Origin of the sequence: Mycetocola lacteus (assembly GCF_003667575.1) — a bacterium.
In the GTDB taxonomy this organism is placed as follows: domain Bacteria; phylum Actinomycetota; class Actinomycetes; order Actinomycetales; family Microbacteriaceae; genus Mycetocola; species Mycetocola lacteus.
Genome location: NZ_RCUY01000001.1, coordinates 335,937 through 355,531 on the forward strand (window position 1 = coordinate 335,937; position 19,595 = coordinate 355,531).

General features: G+C 65.7%; 14 protein-coding genes and 1 riboswitch. Of the genes, 4 read left to right on the top strand and 10 right to left on the bottom strand.

The window, feature by feature from the left end:
• The first annotated feature begins 28 nt into the window (after positions 1–28).
• Positions 29–1,366: an LCP family protein gene (locus tag D9V34_RS01570; RefSeq protein WP_245991811.1), complete on the top strand. Its 1,338-nt coding sequence runs from the start codon at positions 29–31 to the stop codon at positions 1,364–1,366.
• Positions 1,367–1,423: 57 nt separating this feature from the next.
• Here D9V34_RS01570 and D9V34_RS01575 read toward each other — a convergent pair whose 3' ends face one another.
• The 7 genes from D9V34_RS01575 to rsmI all read right to left on the bottom strand — a co-directional run bounded on the left by D9V34_RS01575 (position 1,424) and on the right by rsmI (position 14,595).
• Entirely contained in the window at positions 1,424–1,807 is a 384-nt protein-coding gene (locus D9V34_RS01575; RefSeq protein WP_121687186.1) for a VOC family protein, read from the bottom strand.
• 76 nt (positions 1,808–1,883) lie between these two features.
• Complete coding sequence (locus D9V34_RS01580; RefSeq protein WP_147441588.1) at positions 1,884–9,062, bottom strand: DUF5979 domain-containing protein; 7,179 nt, start codon at positions 9,060–9,062, stop codon at positions 1,884–1,886.
• A gap of 287 nt (positions 9,063–9,349) precedes the next feature.
• A complete protein-coding gene (locus tag D9V34_RS01585) occupies positions 9,350–10,285 on the bottom strand; it encodes a 4-(cytidine 5'-diphospho)-2-C-methyl-D-erythritol kinase (protein ID WP_121687188.1) in 936 nt (311 codons plus the stop codon).
• Positions 10,286–10,314: 29 nt separating this feature from the next.
• Complete coding sequence (gene rsmA, locus D9V34_RS01590) at positions 10,315–11,163, bottom strand: 16S rRNA (adenine(1518)-N(6)/adenine(1519)-N(6))-dimethyltransferase RsmA (protein ID WP_121687189.1); 849 nt, start codon at positions 11,161–11,163, stop codon at positions 10,315–10,317.
• Entirely contained in the window at positions 11,160–12,089 is a 930-nt protein-coding gene (locus D9V34_RS01595) for a TatD family hydrolase (protein WP_121687190.1), read from the bottom strand. Before D9V34_RS01595 ends, rsmA begins: the two co-directional genes overlap by 4 nt.
• Positions 12,090–12,130: 41 nt before the next feature.
• The gene (gene metG / locus D9V34_RS01600) at positions 12,131–13,714 is read right to left on the bottom strand and encodes a methionine--tRNA ligase (RefSeq protein WP_121687191.1); all 1,584 of its coding nucleotides are present in this window, start codon (positions 13,712–13,714) and stop codon (positions 12,131–12,133) included.
• Positions 13,715–13,782: 68 nt separating this feature from the next.
• Positions 13,783–14,595 carry a 16S rRNA (cytidine(1402)-2'-O)-methyltransferase gene (gene rsmI, locus D9V34_RS01605; protein ID WP_121687192.1) on the bottom strand — a complete coding sequence of 271 codons (813 nt, stop codon included), beginning with the start codon at positions 14,593–14,595 and terminating at the stop codon, positions 13,783–13,785.
• Between the two features lie 91 nt (positions 14,596–14,686).
• On the opposite strand from rsmI, the gene D9V34_RS01610 reads away from it, so the two are divergent.
• Positions 14,687–16,435: a dolichyl-phosphate-mannose--protein mannosyltransferase gene (locus D9V34_RS01610; protein WP_245991812.1), complete on the top strand. Its 1,749-nt coding sequence runs from the start codon at positions 14,687–14,689 to the stop codon at positions 16,433–16,435.
• A 55-nt stretch (positions 16,436–16,490) separates the two neighbouring features.
• On the opposite strand, the gene D9V34_RS17425 is transcribed toward D9V34_RS01610, so the two are convergent.
• Both D9V34_RS17425 and D9V34_RS01615 read right to left on the bottom strand, forming a co-directional pair.
• Positions 16,491–16,709, bottom strand: coding sequence for a hypothetical protein (locus D9V34_RS17425; protein WP_147441589.1), 219 nt, complete (start codon positions 16,707–16,709; stop codon positions 16,491–16,493).
• 103 nt (positions 16,710–16,812) lie between these two features.
• Positions 16,813–17,136, bottom strand: a complete 324-nt coding sequence (locus tag D9V34_RS01615) for a DMT family transporter (RefSeq protein WP_121687315.1) — start codon at positions 17,134–17,136, stop codon at positions 16,813–16,815.
• Between the two features lie 17 nt (positions 17,137–17,153).
• Positions 17,154–17,217: riboswitch (guanidine-III (ykkC-III) riboswitch) on the bottom strand.
• An 81-nt stretch (positions 17,218–17,298) separates the two neighbouring features.
• Between D9V34_RS01615 and D9V34_RS01620 the strand changes: the two genes are divergently transcribed.
• Both D9V34_RS01620 and D9V34_RS01625 read left to right on the top strand, forming a co-directional pair.
• Positions 17,299–18,588 carry an O-acetylhomoserine aminocarboxypropyltransferase/cysteine synthase family protein gene (locus tag D9V34_RS01620; RefSeq protein ID WP_121687193.1) on the top strand — a complete coding sequence of 430 codons (1,290 nt, stop codon included), beginning with the start codon at positions 17,299–17,301 and terminating at the stop codon, positions 18,586–18,588.
• Positions 18,585–19,130, top strand: coding sequence for a CoA-binding protein (locus tag D9V34_RS01625; RefSeq protein WP_121687194.1), 546 nt, complete (start codon positions 18,585–18,587; stop codon positions 19,128–19,130). Before D9V34_RS01620 ends, D9V34_RS01625 begins: the two co-directional genes overlap by 4 nt.
• Here the strand turns inward: D9V34_RS01625 and D9V34_RS01630 are convergent, their stop codons facing one another.
• The gene (locus tag D9V34_RS01630) at positions 19,131–19,583 is read right to left on the bottom strand and encodes a hypothetical protein (protein ID WP_121687195.1); all 453 of its coding nucleotides are present in this window, start codon (positions 19,581–19,583) and stop codon (positions 19,131–19,133) included.
• Positions 19,584–19,595 lie beyond the last annotated feature (12 nt).

Here is a 19,595-nt window from a genome sequence, read left to right on the forward strand (position 1 = left end):
TCTCCGTGCACCCCCGATTTGGAGCCTCGTGACCGATCCGAACTCTTCCCGCGCCGCCGTGAGCCACGCGGCCGGACTGACTCCGCGCAAACGTCTGCGCCGCCAGATCGCACTCGCCGTGGTGAGCACCCTGGTGCTGCTGACCGCCGGAACCGGTGCCTTCGCGCTGTATGTGTATCAGGACCTGAACAACAATATTCATCGGTCTCCGATCTCGATGCCCAGCGGCAAGCCCGACTTCGGCACCGATCAGAACACCGATGAAACCAACATCCTGATCATGGGTCTGGACAGTCGGGTGGATCAGAACGGCAAGCCGTTCCCCGAGGAGATCTACAACGCGATCCACGCCGGAGACCAGGGTGATGGCGGATACAACGCCAACGTGATGATGCTCATCCACATCCCCGCCGGTGGCGGTCGGGCGCAGGGCATCTCGATCCCGCGTGACGACTACGCCGAGCTGGCCGGTCACCCCAACGGGGTAAAGATGTCCAAGATCAAGGAGGCCTACGGCCTCGCACTGGACGAGAAGCTGCGCGAGCTTGTGCGCGGCGGCATGAACCGCGATGAGGCCTATCAGGAGGCCCGTACCGCTGGACGTCAGGCTCAGATCAACACGGTGTCCAACTTCCTCGGCGGTGTGCGGATCGACCACTTCGTGGAGATCACCATGGCGGCCTTCTACCAGGTCGCGCAGGCAGTGGCGCCGATCCAGGTGTGCCTGAACCAGGCCACCGAGGACAAGTACTCGGGGGCGAACTTCCCCGCGGGTATGCAGGAGATCGACGCGCAGCAGGCGATGAGCTTTGTGCGTCAGCGGCGCGACACCGGCAAGTCCGGTCTGGAGCTGACCGACTTTGACCGTACCCGTCGCCAGCAGGCATTCATGGTGTCCCTCGCCTATAAGCTCAAGCAGGCGGGCACCTTCACCAACCCCGCCACGATCACCAGCCTGGTCGGCACCGCCAAGCAGTACATCGCGGTGGATGACGGATTCGAATTCCTGAGCTTCGCCCAGCAGGCATCGAGCCTCGCCGGAGGAAACATCACCTTCACCACCCTGCCGATCACCGGCTATGCCAAGCGCGATGGCAAGGACGTGAACCTGGTGGACCTGGACCAGATCCACGCCACCGTGGCCCAGCTGCTCGGCACCACCCCCTCCGGCAGCGCCACCCCGGAAACCCCCGCCACCGGCGGCGCGGGCACCGCCGAGACCCCGAAGACTCCGGAAACCCCGCAGGCGCCCGCCTCCGAGGCTCCGGCCACCCCGGGCGCACCGTCCTCCGAGGCTCCGGCAGACAACACCTACCACGACTGGAAGGAGCCGCTGCAGGCCGGCTCCATCCCCTGCGTGAACTAGTCACGACACCACAAAAGACCCACGGGATTTCTCCCGTGGGTCTTTTTGTATGCCCGGCTACGCGGCCACCACCTCGGCCTTGAACCCGTCTGCGTTTTCCAACCAGGCCGCGTAGTGGTCGGGACCGCCGGCGTGTGGATAGCGTTCGGCATACAGCGGCCGCCAACCGTGGGCCGGGGCCGCGGCGACCAGCGCGTCGACCTCCGCCCGGGATCCACCGTGGAAGGCCAGATGGTTGATCCCCGCCCGCCGACGATCGTGCACGGGCGAGGACAGGTTCGGGGAGGTGGTGAGGCTCAGATACGCGCCTCCGGCACCCCAGGACTCTCCCTCGGCCCACACGCTGTCCCGGGTGAAACCGAGGCGGGTCAGCAGCCAGGCCCAGTCGCCAAGGGACTCGCGGTCCGCGATCCACACCTCGACATGATGAAATCCACTCATCCTCCGAGTATGGCAGCACCCCGCACATGCGCACGGCCCCGGGTTCTCACCCGGGGCCGTGCGTCTTGGAGGGAGGCTATTCGGTGCGGCCGCGGCGGCGGAAGAAGAACGCTCCGAGCCCGGCCAGCAGTGTGGCGAGGGCGAGGGCACCCAGCCCCAGCGCGTGGTTGGCACCGGTCGAGCCCAGAGCCGAGCCTCCCGGACCCGCAACGACCGGAGTCGCCGCATAGGTGTTGGTCACCCGCACCGCGGTGGGGATCGGATGACCATCGGCCCCCGGACCCACCAGTGCAACCCGGGCGGTATTCGCCGCCGACTGCTGGTCGGCAACCCCCGGAGTCACCGGGTCGATGCTCACGCTCTCCGCACCCCGCAGATCGGGCTCGGTGATCGTACACACGCTGCCCTCGGGCAGGGCATCAATCCGCACGGCGGTTCCCGGCCGAAGGACCGTGAGCGCATCGTGATCGGTCACCGTGACCGCGGCACCGCCCACGGTCAGCTCCCGAGTACACGTTGCCCGCGCCTCAAAGCTGCCCGGGACCCGGGACTCGCCTGCACCCGGACCGGTGAGAACCTTGGTGAGTTCGAGTGACGCCGGCGAATAGGTGTTGAGCATCTCGACCGTGACCGGTTCCCCATCCAGGATCGTGACCGTGCGTTCGGGGGCGGCGATATTCGCCCCGCCCGACTCGGTTTCGGTCACCACACACTCAGCGCCCACCGGCAGACCGGCAATAGCCCGGGATGCGGTGGTCTCCCCCGCGGCGATGGCGAGCGTGAACGTGCCCACATCGCCCAGCGCGATCGGTGCCCCGGCGAGGGTGCAGACCACGGTGAAGCGTGCATCGCCCACCGTGGTGGTCACGCTCGGCGTCTCCACGCGCTTGAGAACGGTCAGATCCCCACCCGCGTTGAAGGTGTTGAGGAACACCACGTCGTGGGTTCCCGGCTCCAGGGTTTCGGCATCAAAGGCTCGGTCAGCATCCAGCGGCACCGCCTCGGTGTTGAGCGTCGCCGTGACCGTGGCCGCACCGCGTGAGTTGGTCTCCGCCGGGGTACAGGTCACACCAACCGGCAGCCCGTCCACACGCTGGGTGTCTCCGGGAACCAGGCTGAAGGGCCCATAGTTCTCGGTGATTCCCGCGAAGGTACAGCTCATCGCCACCTCGAACGGCGCGTCCGCGGGGAGGAAGGTTGCATCACCATCCACCTCGACCGCGAGGGTCACCACCGCCTCAGCAAAGGCGTTGGTGGTGGCGATCACGTTGTCGGCCAGGGTGGTGCCCAGCACCAGAGCATCCTCGGGATCGGTACTAAACCCGTACCCGGTAGTGCCCGCCGAAACCGAACCGTACTGGCCCGGGGCGGTGGTTCCGGTGGGCTGATAGCGCTGGTCCACGATCGAGCAGGATGCACCGAGCGGCAGCCCGGTGAGCGTGGTCGAGAGCGTCTGGTCCACCGCGCTGATCCCCGCAAAGCTCGCGGTTCCGGTGACCGGAGACTCGGCCCCCGGTGCCAGACACGCGTAGTCAAGCTCATAGCCGGTGGATCCCAGGTGCCAGCGGGTGACCGGGTCATCTCGCAGGTCCAGGGTCAGGGTGAGCTCGCTGTCCTGCGCGCGGGCACCCGAGCGGGGCGACTCGGCGGCCGGCAGCCAGCTACTCGCGGTATTGACACGTCCGGTGGCCGCAACGGAGTTCCAGGCCACCCGAGGGGTGGTGCTGGTCACCGGAACGGTTACATCAAACTCCACCACCACAAACTCGCCACCAAGCATCCGAGCATCGTCGGCAAACACGATATCCGCCCCCAGGGCGTGCGTGGTTGTGCTCGCGGTGCCGCTCCAGGTACCCGCGTCACAGGCCAGCGTGTGTGCGCCGCCGAACGCGTCGGGTGCAACCCGGCAGGCGTTACCCGTCGAGGAATAGCGCACTCCCTCGGCGGAGATGACGGCGTCCCCACGGGCACCGATTGCCTCGGCCTCGGCGCCACCGAGAAGCCTGACCGATCCCGGGACCAGGGCGGCCGTCCACTGCGAGTTACGCGCGGTTTCCAGCACCGCCCCCGTGTCGCCGATCGCCGGCAACTCATCCACAAACCGGAACTGGCTGAGCGCACTGTTTCCCGAGTTGATCAGCTTCGCCCGGTAGGTCAGGGTTGCCCCCGCCGTGGTGAGCGCGATGCAGGGATTGCGCACCCAGTCCCCATCGGGCCACTCGGCGTTGGTGGAGGGATCACACACGGTGCGAGCCTCGGTCTCCGAGCCGCCGATCTCCGCGTTGATATAGGACTCCGCGCGCACCGAGTCGTTCTGCAGGAAGTTCGCGTTGGCGGTGGAGACACAGTTGGCGTTTGCCGAGGATTCATCGGCGCACACCGAGGCCGGCAGCGCCCCGAGGATTCCGCTGCCCACAAGCCGAGCGGTGTTGGTCCCCGAACTCCCCGAGGCCACACCGTCACTCATCTGCAGCGGCACCTGGATCACGATCTTTTCGCCCGGACGCAGCACGTTATCCGCGGGCCAGGTCCAGCGCATCGAATCTCGATCTCCCGGGACCAGCGTCATCTCCGGGGTGCGCGAAACACCCTCGGGGGCCGAGGTCACCCGCCACTCCGAGGAGGGGAACACCGCGTTATAGGCGAGCTCGGGTGGGAGCACATCGATTGCGGTGAGGTCGTAGAGGTTACTCGAGGCGTTCGCGTTGTTCTGAAGCACCACAAAGAAGTTGACCCAGGATCCGGGGTTCGCGTTGGCGGTGGTGGTTCCGGTGTTGGTTACCGGATCGTATCGACCCGCATACTTGCGAACCAGCGGCGCCGGAGTTCCCGGATAGATCGGGGTCTCGCCGCGCGCATTGGTCACCTCGGCGAGCGGGACGGTGAAGGTGTCCATGAAGGATGCACCACCACCGGTCATCCCCACGATCCACTGGCTGGCCCCGCTGGGCAGATCGGTGGCCGGTGAGACCTCGGTGGGGTCGCTGCGTAGGTGGGTGCGCAGCTTGGATTCGATATTGAGCGCACCGATGGAACGCTTGAGGATGCGCTGACGGGTGTTCTCGTCCCCGTCGAACTGCACCCGGAAACCGGTGGCCTCGGCCCAGGTTTTGGGCCCGTCGCCGGTACTCGGCAGGGTCAGGTCGGCGTTGTCGGCCGCGGTGATGGCGTCGCTCCACTTTCCGTCCTCACCCCGCACCCAGACCCGGGCCGTGACCGCACCCACCGGGTATCTCACCTGGACTCGCTGGACATCGAAGGCGTCCAGGGCCGATCCGGGCTCAAGGGTGTATCCGTCCGGATCCGCCGAGGGCCAGTGTGCACCATCCAGGAACTCGGCAGCGGTAGCCATCCGCAGCGAGCGCACCGGAATGTTTCCGGTGTTCTGGGTAACCAATACCCAGGTTCGGTTGGGCAGCAGGTCGCGGTTCAGCGTTCCCGTGCCGGTCACCGACACAGCCGCATTCACCGAGGAGGCCGCCACATCGATGGCCAGGTTGGCGCTGTCTACGGTCAGATCCAGCGGCGTTACATTGCCCATCCGTGCCGCATAGTTGGCGGTCAGGTTGGCCTGCTGAGTTACCGTTTCACCGGGGATCTGGGTGGCCCCATCGATGCTCTGATCCGATGCCAGCTCATCCGGGACACCGGCGACAAACCGGTAGGTGTACCCGGTACGGACGTAGTCACGCAGGTTCGTGAAGAACCGCAGCTCGCCCTGAACGACCGCGGTCGGGCGATTGAGACCCACCCGCTTGCCCTCCTCGGACCAGGTGATATGCACCCCGACCACGTCCGCGAAACGATCGCTGGGCGGGTTCAGGGTCGCGGGCTGCGCGTTGACCGGAGCGGGCACATCCAGGGTGGTGCCGTCGGCAAAGAGGTAGTGGATCACGCCCGCTACCTTGTTATTTGCGGGCTGCCCGCCCGAGCTGGGAGCACCCTCACGATCGGGCCAGGTCACCAGTTCGATACCGGTGAAGTCGGTGATCGCGAAGGGATCGTTGGTCGCGGTTCCCGGCCCATTCCCCACCCCCACGGCGATGCTATCCACGCCCACGGCAATGCTGCCGGTGGCCGACCACTGGTTTGCGGGCGGCACCCCGTCCACGCCCAGCGCGGTCTTGTTACTCGCGGTGAGCACCACATGGGAGGGACTCTGGTGCTGGGCGACCAGGTAGTTCTCCGCCAGCGTGCCCTGCCATCTCGCGGTGGCGTCCCCAAAGAGCTGATCGGCGGCGTACACCGTGAAGTCGGCCGTGCCAACAATCCCGGTGGTCCATCCCCCGGGCTCATTCATCGAGGTGAGTGTGGCGCGGTTGCGCTTGATGATCCCGGCCAGCGAGCCGTTCACGATCGCCGCGGGGTTTGTCAGCAGGTGCGTGCGCAGCTTCATGTCGGCCACCACCGAGAACGCCCCGAAGCGCTGCAACGCAACGGTGGGGTCGGCCCGGGTGACCTCAACCTGCACGCTAAAGACGCGTGCCGAATCGAATCCAACCCAGGATCCCGACCACTCAATCTCGCGGTCCACCCGCTGGAAATCCAGGTATCCGGCACTCTGTGAGTCCTCGATATCCTCCGCGGACAGCTCCTCACCCTTATGGCTGGTGCTGGCTTCAACCTCACCCACGGGTCCGATCGGATTCCCGTCGATATCATTCATGGTGATGGTCATCTTCTGGTCCGGTCCCACCCGGGCATCACGCAGACCGGTGAGGGCGAAGACGTCCAGTGAGGACCCCGAGTGCGGACCGTCGGTCATACGCACGCGCACGCTGCGCTCGCTCTCGGGCACACCGGCCAGCAGGAACGCGGTCGGCGACTCCTGCCCCTGAATGCCGTACTTTTTCGCCCCGGATGCGTAGTCCTTGAACACCGAGGCGCGGGCCAGATCCAGCAGGAACATCGCGTCGCCACCGGTGGCGGTCGCGGTGTTGATCCCGGTGCGCACCTCGGCGGTGTTTCCCACGGTCAGGAGTCCCGGGGTGTCCGAGGACCCAATCAGATTGGGGTCCACCTTGACCGGGCCGCTCAGCTGCTCATTGCGGAACGTGACGGTGGTGCCGGCGGGCAGATCACAGTCGATGGTCACCGGGAAGCGCGCGGCCGGCTCGGCCGGAAGGATGGTGACTTCGAATCCCACCACCCGGTCCAGCTCCATCCCGTCCGTGTAGTCAACCTTGGTGACCGTGGGCGAAGTTCCGGTACCGAGGACCCACACCTTGTAGCTCGTGGTGCTGGCTACGGTGCCGCCGTTCGCATCGGTACAGACCGCTGCCTGCGAGGAGAGCGCCGACAGTTTGATCGTATTAAACGGGTTGCTCTTCAGGTTGGCGTTTGTCGGGGTGGTTTGCGGGTCCGAAATGGTGAGCCCGGTTGGTCCCTGATCCTCGGTCGCTCCCGCCGACGGGCTGGTCGATGCGCTCAGCCGCAGCGCGTGATCGCGGTAGTTCTGCGGGTCGATTTCGGGGTCAAACACGTCTCCGGCTCGTGCCTCACCGGTCAACGGATAGACGATCCGATCCGCATCGGAACCCAGGTTTTTGCTGAGCTTGGCGGTGAACTGCGGCTTGACCAGTGTGATGCTCGCGGTGGGCAGGTTCTCGGTAATCCGGGCACCGGTGGCCGCGGTGGCCACCACGGTGCCGTCAAACTCCACCAGGGTGGTGCCCGGGTTGCCGGAGGGCGCGCTGATCGGTTGGCCGTTGGAAAGCCGGGTATCGCGCAGCGCCGAACTGAGGATCACCCGTGCCGCACAGCCGTCATCATCCAGCGCACAGTTCCCGCTAATCCCGCCGCCGTCGGTGGCATAAAACGTGATGGTGATGCCGATGATCTCCCCCAGCGTGCGCTCGTCCCCCTCGGGTCCGGGCACCACCGCACCGGCAACAAACTCCTGCGCCTCACCGGCCACCGGTGCGGTCGCATAGTTGTAACGGATGCTCGCCCGGGTGGATCCGGCGGGGAACACCACCTCGGGGATCGCGGTGAGCTGCTGATAGTCGAAGAAGTCGGCGGTACGGCTGGTCTGGTTCGCGGTGAGCCGCAGGGTCGCCTCGGAGAGCACGGGCACGCCGGTGTTGGATAGGCGCACGGTGACCGTGGAACCCTCGCCGGACTCATAGACCGAGGTCCGGTCCCCCGAGGCGGTAATCCAGTCGGTGGAGCGGGCAATGGACGGCAGCAGCGCCGCCACAACGATGTCGCGGTGGGTGTGCTGAACCAGGGTGGTCGGCGCATTGGGGGCCACATCGCTCACCCGGTTGGTGACATCGGCCGTGGCGCGCACCGACTGAATGTTGGCGGCCGGTCCGATGATGCGCTCGCCGTCGCTGCGGCGGTTATCACGCAGGGTGTACTCGCCCACCACACTCACCGTACGCTGGGCCACATTGGTGCTACCCAGCGCGGGAAGCCCCGGCACGGTGACCTCATATCCCACCACATTGGCGGGGGCCGCAAGGGTCAGCTCTCCGGCGGCGACGGGCACCGTCTGGGTGGTTCCGTTCTCCAGTGTGAAGACCACCGAGATGCCCGCGGGGTTCGTGTTGAAGCGCAGTCCGGTCAGGTCAAACGCCTCGGCCACCGGGAGGGAGGCGGCGGGAATCGTGTCGGTTCCGGGCACCTGGAAGCTCAGCGAGCTGGGGCTATTGGCGGCTGCCACTGCGGTGGTCACCAGCTCGGCCTGGGCACGGCTGCCCTCGGCGATATCCACGGTGCTCCAGGTCTGCGAGCTGCTGAGAATGCCCGGGCGTTCGTAAATCCGCAACCGAATCTGGGCCGCGTCATCGATCGTTGTCACATCCGGTTCCACCCCGGAAACCAGGCGGGCGGTGGCCTCCTGCAGGGTCCCATTGAGGGTTGAATCGGCATCCGCACTCACCTTGGTGGGCAGATAGATCAGCGAAGCCTGATCCAGGTTGTCCCAGGTGATGGTAAGGGTTTTGCCGGTGGCCGGACCACCTTCGGGGCTTACGCTAAACGTGGTGCCATTGGGCGGGGTAAAGCCGCTGGCGATGAACTCCACCTCACCGGGAAAGACCACGGTGACCGTGGTGGGACCACAGCCCGAGGGATCCGGACAGCCCACGCTCGCCGTGTAGGCGAACTCACGGTTGGATTCGACCTGGGTCACCGGCGCACCGGTGGCCGGGTTGATCGCCTCCAGGGTCAGGGTGGCCGGGGGTCCGGCGGCGAACGCGGGGCCGGTTCCCACCAGCCCGAGGCTCACGATGAGTGCGCCCACTACCACGCCCACAAGGGTATTTCTTATGCCGCTGAGTCGTTCGAATACCACCGTGTGTTCCCCCGGACCGTCAGTGTGTCATGGCACCAATCGGCCGAGGCACACACGGGTATCCGCGGTGCCGTCCCCCCGACGGCGTGTACCGGGAATGTAACAGGTTTTTGATGGCACTGAAAACGTTAGTTATACAAACGTTGCGGGTTTATCCGAGTGGTTGCGCGAAACGTCCCTCGCTCTGGGGCAACAATTCCCGGCGAAAACAAAGCCGGGGCTGACCGGCCAAAACGACGTGTCTAGTCGGTGAGCAGGCGGGCACCCGAGGCCGGACCGGTGGCCCGCACAGTGCGGATACCGTTGGCGCTCAGCGAAACCTGGATCTCCAGGGCCGCATCGGAATCCTCGGCCAGGAAGGCCACGGTGGGACCCGACCCGGAGACGATCCCGGCCAGCGCACCGGAGCGCTCCCCCAGCTCGATCACGTCGGCCAGGCCCGGCTGCATCTGTAGCGCGGCGACCTGCATATCGTTGTGCAGGGCGTTGGCGAGCATGATCGTGTCCCCGGCGCGCAGCGCCTGCAAAACATCGTTATCCACGCTCGGCACCTCGCGGGCCGGGGAAATGTCCAGGGCGTGCTTTTCGCGGTGCTCGTCAAGCTTGGCGTAGACAGCGGGGGTGGAGAGTCCCTGATCGGCGAGGGCAAACACCCAGGTGAACTGGCCGGTGGCCAGCGCCGGGCTCAGGCGTTCCCCGCGTCCGGTTCCCAGCGCCGTGCCGCCCACCAGGGCGAAGGGCACATCGGCGCCGAGCTTGGCGGCCAGGCGCACGAGTTCCTCGCGACCGAGTCCGGTTCCCCAGAGCGCGTCACAGGCGACCAGGGTTGCCGCGGCATCGGCCGATCCGCCGCCCATGCCGCCGGCCACGGGAACGTTCTTTTCGATCCGCAGGTGGACCCCACCGCGATAGCCGGTCTTGCGGGCCAGCAGGCGGGCCGCCTTGATCGCCAGGTTCGAACCATCCGTGGGCACCGAATCGGTGTTGATCTTGCCCTCGAAGGTCACCGCGAAATCACTCGCGTGTGAGGCATAGACGTCCTCATACAGGGACACGGCCTGATACGCGGTGGCTACCTCGTGGTATCCATCCTCACGGACCGCTCCCACGGACAGGAACAGGTTCACCTTCCCGGGGGCCCGGGCTGCTACCTCAGTGGACGTCTGGTTGGCGCTCATGAGTTAAACCTAACGCAGGATATCTAACGTTATTTACCGACGGCGCTCAGATGTGCGCGTGCGACGCCCAAAAAGTCATGAACGGTCAGCGCCTCACCGCGCGCGGTGGGCGCAATTCCCGCGGCTTCCAGGCGTTCGGTAGCCACATCGGCGCCACCCAAAACCTGTCCCAGGGACTGTCGCAACATTTTGCGACGCTGCCCAAAGGCCGCATCCACCAGTGCGAAGGTCAGGGCACGCTCCTCAAGCGTGCCGATCTGGTCCTCACGACGCTCAAAGCCCACCAGGACCGAATCCACATTGGGGACCGGCCAAAACACCTGGCGGCTCACGGTTCCGGCGATCCGCCAGTTACCGTACCACTCGGCCTTGACACTCGGGCTGCCATAGATCTTGGACCCCGGCTCGGCGGCCAGACGGTGACCCACCTCGGCCTGAACCATGACCACACCCGAGGTGAGCGAGTCGAAGTGCTCCAGCAGGTGCAGCAGCACGGGCACGGAGATGTTGTAGGGCAGGTTTGCCACCAGGCGGGTGGGCTCAAGCGGCAGCTCGGTGACCTTCAGCGCATCCTGATGCACCACGGTGAGCTCGGCCTCGGGGGCGAGGGCGGCCACGGTCTTGGGCAGCTGCTCGGCCAGGCGCGAGTCGATCTCCACCGCTACCACGCGGGCCTCGGCCTCCAGCAGACCCAGGGTCAGCGAACCGAGTCCGGGGCCGATCTCGATCACCGCGTCACCGGCCTCAACGTTCGCGACCTTCACGATCTTGCGGACGGTGTTGGCATCCACCACAAAGTTCTGGCCGAGCTTCTTGGTGGGGGTCACATCAAGCATTTCCGCGAGGTCGCGGATTTCGGCGGGGCCGAGCAGGTTCATTGGGTACTTTTCGTTCGGTCGTTCGGGCCGGTCTGGGAGCGAATCGGATCGTGATCCCAGCGGCCGTATACGGCTTCGGTATTGGAGCTGAGCTGCGTGGCCAGCATCACCGGATCAAGATCCAGGTACTCGGCGATTGCACGCAGCGTATAGGGAATGAGGTAGGGGGCATTGGGCCGGCCCCGGAACGGGGTCGGGGTGAGATAGGGCGCGTCGGTTTCGATCATCAACAGCGAACGCGGCGCCATATCCAGGACCCGGCGCAGGTTGTGAGCGTTTTTGAACGTCACCGTGCCCGAGAGAGACATGTACCAGCCGTTTTTGATGCAGATCTCGGCCAGCTCCACGTCTCCCGAGAAACAGTGAAACACCGTGCGCTCGGGCGCGCCCACCCGCAGCAGCGTTTCCACGACCTCGTTATGAGCGTCGCGGTCGTGGATCTGCAGGGCCAGGTTGTGCTTCTTGGCGATCTCGATGTGCGCCTCAAACGCCCGGAACTGGGCGGCTCGGCCGTCCTCTCCGGTGCGGAAGAAGTCGAGTCCGGTCTCGCCCACCGCGCGTACCCGCGGCAGCGCGGCCAGCTCATCGATGCCCGCGAGATGCTCATCCAACAGGCCCTGAGCCTCAAGCTCGGGGGTGTCGTTGGGGTGGATGGCCACGGCCGCGAGCACCCGTGGTTCGATCGCCGCGATCTGGGCACCCCAGCGCGAGGTGGCCAGATCGGTGCCCACCTGAACGACGCCCTTCACCCCCACGCTCGAGGCGCGATCAAGCTGCTCGCGATAGTCGAGGGCCTGATCGCCATCGGCGATTTCCAGGTGGGTGTGGTTGTCGTACACACCGGAGGTGAGCGGCTGCGGGAGCGGCGGGTAACTCAGATCTTTACGATCCGAGTCCCCACGCGTGCGTACGTGCGTCGGGTTCATACCCTCGACGCTACCCGCTTTCGCCGATTCCGGCATCCCCACTATTCGGCGTTGGTGGTTTCGATCCGCGGGAACAGCGCCTCGAGCGCACCCACGGTCGTCCCCGGAACCAGCTGACCCCAGACACCGGCCGAGCGGATCGGCTGAGCGGTGAGGGCTCCCAGGGAGTCCTCCACTCCCAGTGCGGTCCACAGCTTGGTGGTGGCCTTGGGGATGGTCGGCGACAGCACCACGGCCAGGGCACGCAGGCCCTCGGCAACGGTGTACAGCACGGTGTTCAGACGCTCACGGTTGGCCTCATCCTTGGCCAGGGCCCAGGGCTCCTGCACGGTGATGTATCCGTTGAGCTCCTCGACCACGGTCCAGATGGCGGCGAGGGACTCGTGCAGAGCGATCTTCTCGATCGCCGCATCCGCGTTGGCCACGGCCTCGGCGACCACACGCTGAACGTTCAGGTCGGCCTCGGTGTACTCGGCCGGAGCCGGCACGACGCCGTCGTAGTAGCGGGTGATCATCGCCAGGGTGCGCGAGGCCAGGTTTCCGAATCCGTTGGCCAGCTCAGCCTGGTAGCGAGCCGAGAGGTCTTCCCAGCTGAAGGAGCCGTCCTGACCGAAGTGGATCGCGGACATGAAGTAGTAGCGGAACGCATCCGAACCAAACGTGTCGGTGATCTCGTGCGGCGCGATACCGGTGAGCTTCGACTTGGACATCTTCTCGCCACCCACCAGCAGCCAGCCGTGACCAAACACGCGGTGCGGCACGGGCAGTCCGGCGGCCATCAGCATGGCCGGCCAGATCACGGCGTGGAAGCGCAGAATGTCCTTACCCACCAGGTGCATGCCCGGCCAGCGGCTCTCGAAGGTGGCGTCGTCCTGGCCGTAGCCGACGGCGGTGATGTAGTTCAGCAGCGCGTCGAACCACACATAGACCACGTGCGAGTCATCCCAGGGCACCTTGACACCCCAGTCGAAGCTCGAGCGCGAGATCGAGAGGTCGTTGAGGCCCTGACGGACAAACTGGATGACCTCGTTGCGTGCCGACTCCGGCTGCACAAACTCGGGGTTCTGCTCGTAGAGGTCCAGCAGACGCTGGGAGAAGTCGCTCATCCGGAAGAAGTAGTTCTTCTCCTCCAGACGCTCCAGCGGCTTGGAGTGGATCGCGCAGACCTTCTGGCCGGCGAACTCACCGGTTCCGTCCACAACCTCGCTCTCGGGCTTGAACTCCTCACAGCCCACACAGTAGAGGCCGGAGTACTCGCCCGAGTAAATGAAACCGTCATCGTAGAGCTTCTGCAGGAAGACCTGAACGTTCTTCTCGTGGCGCTCATCGGTGGTGCGGATGAAATCGTCGTTGGAGATATCGATGGTCTCCAGCAGCGGGATCCAGGACTCACGCACCAGCTTGTCGGCCCACTCCTGCGGGGTGGTGCCGTTGGCGGTGGCGGTGCGCAGGATCTTCTCGCCGTGCTCGTCGGTTCCGGTCAGCGACCAGGTGTCATCACCTGACTGACGGTGCCAGCGCGCGAGCATGTCAGCGGCCACCTCGGTGTACGCATGCCCGATATGGGGAGCATCGTTAACGTAGAAAATGGGTGTGGTGACATAGAAAGAACGACCGGACGACATGCGCTCAATTGTATGGTGAAAATCACCCGCCCGCGGACATCGTTACGCCGGGCGGCGTGGGAAGCCGTTTAGCGGGCCAGCGCACCCTCGTAGAGGTCGCGCTTGCCCAGGCCGGTTTCGGCGGCCACCTGGGTCGCCGCGTCCTTGGTGCGCACGCCGGATTCGACCAGCGAACGGACCCGGGCGATGGCATCCTCGAGGCTGAACTCGCGGGCCGGGGCCCCGGCAACCACGATGCAGATCTCCCCGCGCACACCCTCGGCAGCCCACTCGGCCAGTTCGGCGGCCGATCCACGCTTGACCTCCTCATAGAGCTTGGTCAGCTCGCGGCACACCACCACGCGACGCTCGGCACCAAACACCTCGGCCATATCGGCCAGGCTCGCGGCCAGACGGTTGGGCGAGTCGAAGAAGACCATCGTGCGACGTTCGTCGGCCAGCTCGGTGAAGGCCGCGCGACGCTCCCCCGACTTACGCGGCAGGAACCCCTCGAAGCAGAAGCGGTCGGTGGGCAGGCCCGAGACGGCGAGCGCCGAGAGCACGGCGCTCGGGCCGGGCAGAATCGTGACCCGTACGTCGGCGGCCGCGGCGGCCTCGACCAGGTGGAATCCCGGGTCCGAGACCGTGGGCATGCCCGCATCGCTGAGGACCAGGATGTCCTCATCTCGGGCGCGATTGACCAGGTCTGCCGCCCGCACCCGCTCGTTGTGATCGTGCAGGGCGAGCAGCTCGGGACGGTTCTCGATGCCGAGCCCACGCAGCAGCTTGACCGTGGTGCGGGTGTCCTCGGCGGCAACCACGCTGACCCGTTCCAGGGTTTCCACCAGACGGGTTGTCGCGTCGGAGAGGTTTCCAATGGGGGTGGCACCGAGGATGATCATGGATCCAGTCTGACAGGTCAATCCGGCACCCCACACACAACAATCACCAAAACGGGTGAGAAATCGCACCTTCACTGACTACCATTACAGAGTGTCCAGCAGTGAAAACGGTTCCGCCTCGGAGGGCACTCCCTCCGCCGCCGAGTCGCCCACCCCCACCACCGGCCCGGTCGTACAGACCGCCGCGCCGCACACCGGCCCGATCGTACAGACCGCCGCGCCGCACACCGGCCCGGTCGCGGTTGCCCCGCGCGAGAGCGAGCATCCGCCCGCCCACGCGGCGGTGCCCACCGGATCGCGCATCGATGACCTGTGGCTGAAGATCGTCCGGACCCCCGAACGTGCCCGCCTACTGAATTGGCTGATCCCGGTCCTGATTCTGCTGCTCGCCGCGGGTGTGCGCCTCTGGAACCTCGGGTATCCGCATGCGCTGGTGTTCGACGAAACCTTCTATGTGAAGGACGCCTACTCGCTGTGGGGCAACGGCTACGAGTCCAAGTGGCCCGATGGCGTCAACGAGCGATTCAACGCCGGCGACGTCAATATCTACCTCAAGGACCCCTCCTATATCGTCCACCCGCCGCTGGGCAAGTGGATCATCGGGGTCGGGATGGCCATCTTCGGTGCCGATAATGCGTTCGGCTGGCGCATCACCACCGCGCTGATGGGTGTCATCGGTGTGGGCCTGGTCATGCTGGTGGCCCGCAGCCTGACCAAGTCACGCACCCTCGCGGTCATCGCCGGATTCCTGTTTGCGATCGACGGACACGCGATCGTGATGAGCCGGGTCGCGATCCTCGACAACTCGGTCATGGTCTTCGCGCTGCTCGGGTTCTGGTTCATTCTCAAGGATCGAGCCTGGCTGGAACACAAACTCGACAGCTGGATCGCCGCACACCCCGACGCCCCACTCAAAAAGGCGGCCGGGCCGGTCATCTGGAATCGGCCCTGGGTCCTGGCCGCGGGTCTGGCTTTTGGCGCGACCACCTCGGTCAAGTGGTCGGGACTCTACTTCCTGGCCGCCTTCGGGATCTACCTGGTTGTGGTGGACCTGCTGGCCCGCCGTCGCCGCGGCCTCGGCGAATTCGCCCTGGGTTCACTGCTCCAGGCCCCCGCCACCTTCCTGCTCTACGTCCCGGTCGCGGTGGTGGTGTACATCACCAGCTGGACGGGATGGCTCACCACCTCGGGTGGTTACTACCGTCAGTGGGCCGCCGACCCCGCCAACGCCTGGCAGGGCACGTTCGCCTGGGTTCCCAAGGCGATCCAGTCCCTGGTCCACTATCACGAGCAGATGTACGCGTTCCATGTGGGCCTCTCGACCCCGCACGCCTATCAGGCCAACCCGCTCGGCTGGCTCGCGATGATCCGCCCGACCAGCATGTGGTACGTCACCCCGAAGGCCGGATCCTGCGGTGCCGACCTGTGCTCGGAGGCCATCACCTCGATCGCCAACCCGCTGATCTGGTGGGCCGCCGTGCTGGCAACCCTCTACCTCGTGTACCGGCTGACCCGTCACCAGGAGTGGCAGGTGGGCCTGATCCTGATGGGCATGGTAGCCGGCTACCTGCCCTGGCTCGCCTACACCGAACGCACGGTGTTCCAGTTCTACACGATCGCGTTTGAGCCCTACCTGATCCTCGGTCTGGTCTTTGTGATCGGGCTGATCATCGGCAAGCGGGAGGATCCACGCCCCCGACGAACCTCGGGCCTGGCGACCGTGGGGATCTTCCTCTTCTTCGCGACCGCGCTGTCGATCTTCTGGTACCCGCTGTGGACCGCGATGAACGTCCCCTACTGGTTCTGGCAGATGCACGCCTGGCTCCCCAGCTGGATCTAGGGCACAAGAAAGTCCCGCAGGCACTGCCTGCGGGACTTTCTTGTTGTGGAGACGTTTAGGGGTGGGCGGAATCGATCCCATCGCGGACCTGTTCAACCCCGCGCAGTACCAGCACCAGCGCCAAAATCGAGAACAGCGCACCGGCCGCATAGGCGTACCAGACACTCGCACTGACAAAGGTGTACACAGCGAATCCGGCAACCAGCGCGGACACGATCAAAAGCGTAATCCCGAGGCGACGTTCGGCTCGAGCACGGGTTTCTGAGGTAGCCATTGGGCCAGTGTAGCGTCCGGAGCCTCGATCCACATTCAGATTTGCGCCGTTCGCACAACCTAATGGAATTCACAGGTTTTTGGCCCTGCCGAACGCCTCGGTTCTAGTGCGCGGCGTCCACCATCTTGAGGCCGATGACACAGCCGACGATTCCCAGGATGAGCAGGATTTTAATAATCGAGGCGGGTTCCCCGCCAAAGATCATCGCGTACAAAACCGTGAGGCTTGCGCCGATTCCCACCCAGATCGCATACGCGGTTCCGGTGGGGATTTCGCGCATCGCATACGCCAAACCACCCATGCTCAGCAGCAGTCCCACTCCGAATACCACCGTGGGCCAGAGCTTAGAGAATCCCTCCGAGCGGCCCAGCGCGGTGGCCCAAACGGCCTCGAGAATACCGGAGATAATCAGCACGATCCATGCCATGACAAACACCAACCTTCATGGTCAGTCTTGTCGCGTTCCGGGTACTGCGCCCTCGTCCGGGGCCCGATCATCGGGCTCATAAGTATTGTCTCACACTGTTATGTTTCGGTCTATGACGTCACATGAGCGGGTGTGACGTGCGCCGACCACTAGCCTGTCATCATGGCAGATCGAGAGTACGGCTTCCGCACGCGCGCGATTCACGCGGGCAACATCCCCGACGCGGCTACCGGTGCCCGCGCCCTTCCCATCTATCAGTCCACCGCGTTTGTGTTTGACAGCGCCGAGGACGCCGCGAGCCGGTTCGCGCTGCAGAAATACGGCACGATCTACTCGCGCCTGGCCAACCCCACGGTCTCCAGCTTCGAGGAGCGGATCGCGAACCTCGAGGGTGGCCTCGGTGCCGTCGCCACCGCGAGTGGCCTGGCGGCCCAGTACCTGACCTTCGCGAGTCTCACCGAGGCGGGCGATCACATCGTCGCCTCGGCCAGCCTCTACGGCGGTTCGGTGACCCAGCTGGATGTGACCCTGCGCCGCTTCGGCATCGAAACCACGTTTGTGAACTCCTCGGATCCGGCCGCCTATGCCGCCGCAATCACCGACAAAACCAAGCTGATCTTCGCCGAGACCATCGCCAACCCCTCGGGCGAGATCGCCGATATCGAGGGCCTCGCCGAGGTCGCCGGTGCCCACGGCGTGCCGCTGGTGATCGACTCGACCCTCTCCACTCCGGCGCTGATCCGCCCGATCGACTGGGGAGCGGATATCGTCACCCACTCGGCCACCAAGTTCATCGGCGGTCACGGAACCACCCTCGGTGGTGTCGTGGTGGAATCCGGGAAGTTTGACTGGACCTCGGGCCGTTTCCCGCGCTTCACCGAACCGGTCCCGAGCTACGGCGGGCTGGAGTGGTCGGGCAACTTCGGCGAGTACGCGTTCCTGACCCGGCTGCGTGCCGAGCAGCTGCGCGACATCGGACCGGCGCTGCCCGCACACTCGGCCTTCCTCCTCGCCCAGGGTGTGGAAACCCTGCCGCTGCGGATGCGCGCCCATGTGGACAACGCCCGTATCGTCGCCGAATGGCTGGCCGCCGATCCCCGAGTCGAGGCCGTCAACTGGGCCGGACTCCCCGATCACCCGCACCACGAGCGCGCGGCCAAGTACTTCCCGTCCGGACCCGGTTCGGTCTTCGGATTTGTGCTGCGCGGCGGACGCGAGGCGGGCAAGGCCCTGATCGAGAACGTCGAGCTGGCCAGCCACCTGGCCAACGTGGGTGATGCCAAGACCCTGATCATCCACCCGGCCTCCACAACCCACGCCCAGCTCACCGAGCAGCAGCTGCTGGACGCCGGCGTGCTGCCGGGCCTGGTGCGACTGAGCGTGGGCATCGAGGACCCCGAGGACATCATCGCGGACCTCGACCGAGCGCTGAACGCGGGAGCAGGAAAATGAGCGCCACCACCAGCAGCGCCGGCTTGACCTGCGCGCTGCCCGCCGCTCCAACCCACGCCGACACCACCCGCACCTGGGTGGGTCCGGACTCCCACGAGCGCTACAACATCCTGCGCCGTTCGCGCTCGGTCGCGATCGTCGGAGCCTCCCCCAACACCGCACGGTCCAGCTACTTCGTGGCCACCTACCTGCAGCAGTCCTCGAACTTCCGGGTGTACTTCGTAAACCCGCGAGCCACCGAGCTGCTCGGCCAGCCGGTGTATCCCGACCTGGCCTCGCTGCCCGAGGTGCCCGACATCGTCGACGTGTTCCGCAAGAACTCCGACCTCCCTCAGGTGGTTGAGGAGGCCGCGGCCGTGGGCGCAAAAACCGTGTGGTTCCAACTCGGCCTCTGGAACGAGGAGGCGGCGGCCCTCGCCGAGAGCAAGGGCCTGGAGGTTGTGATGGATCGCTGCATGAAGATCGAGCACGCCCGCTTCCACGGCGGCCTCAACCTGATGGGCTTCAACACCGGTCAGATCGACGCCCGTCGACGCCGCTAACTACCCAGCTACACCCACAGATTCCCGCGCCGGTGGCCTCACCAGCGCGGGAATCGCGCCGTATACCAGGCAAAACATGGTGAGCAGAACACCCACACCGGGCCGAGCCTCCAGGGCATTCTCAAGGTCCAGTGTGCTCCCGGCCGGGCCGATCCACATCGAGGCGGTGACCGCGGCGACGCTTGCAAAAACCGCAACCCACCAGCGCATGCCCGCCGAGGGCAGCGGCCAGCGGATCAGACCCGCCAGCGCAATCAGGGCGCTCACGGCCGAGGTCCACAGCATCGCCCAGTAGAGCGGTTCCTCCGGCGAGGTCGCGTCCGGTCCTCCGGGCCCCTGCCAGTGACTGGGCAGCTCGGCGGTGAACCGTCCCTCCCACGCCGTGCGCGCCCACACCAGGGTGCCCACCGGCAGCGCAATCAGAATCGCCGCCGTCACCGTACGTCCCCGCATTCGCATCGCCAA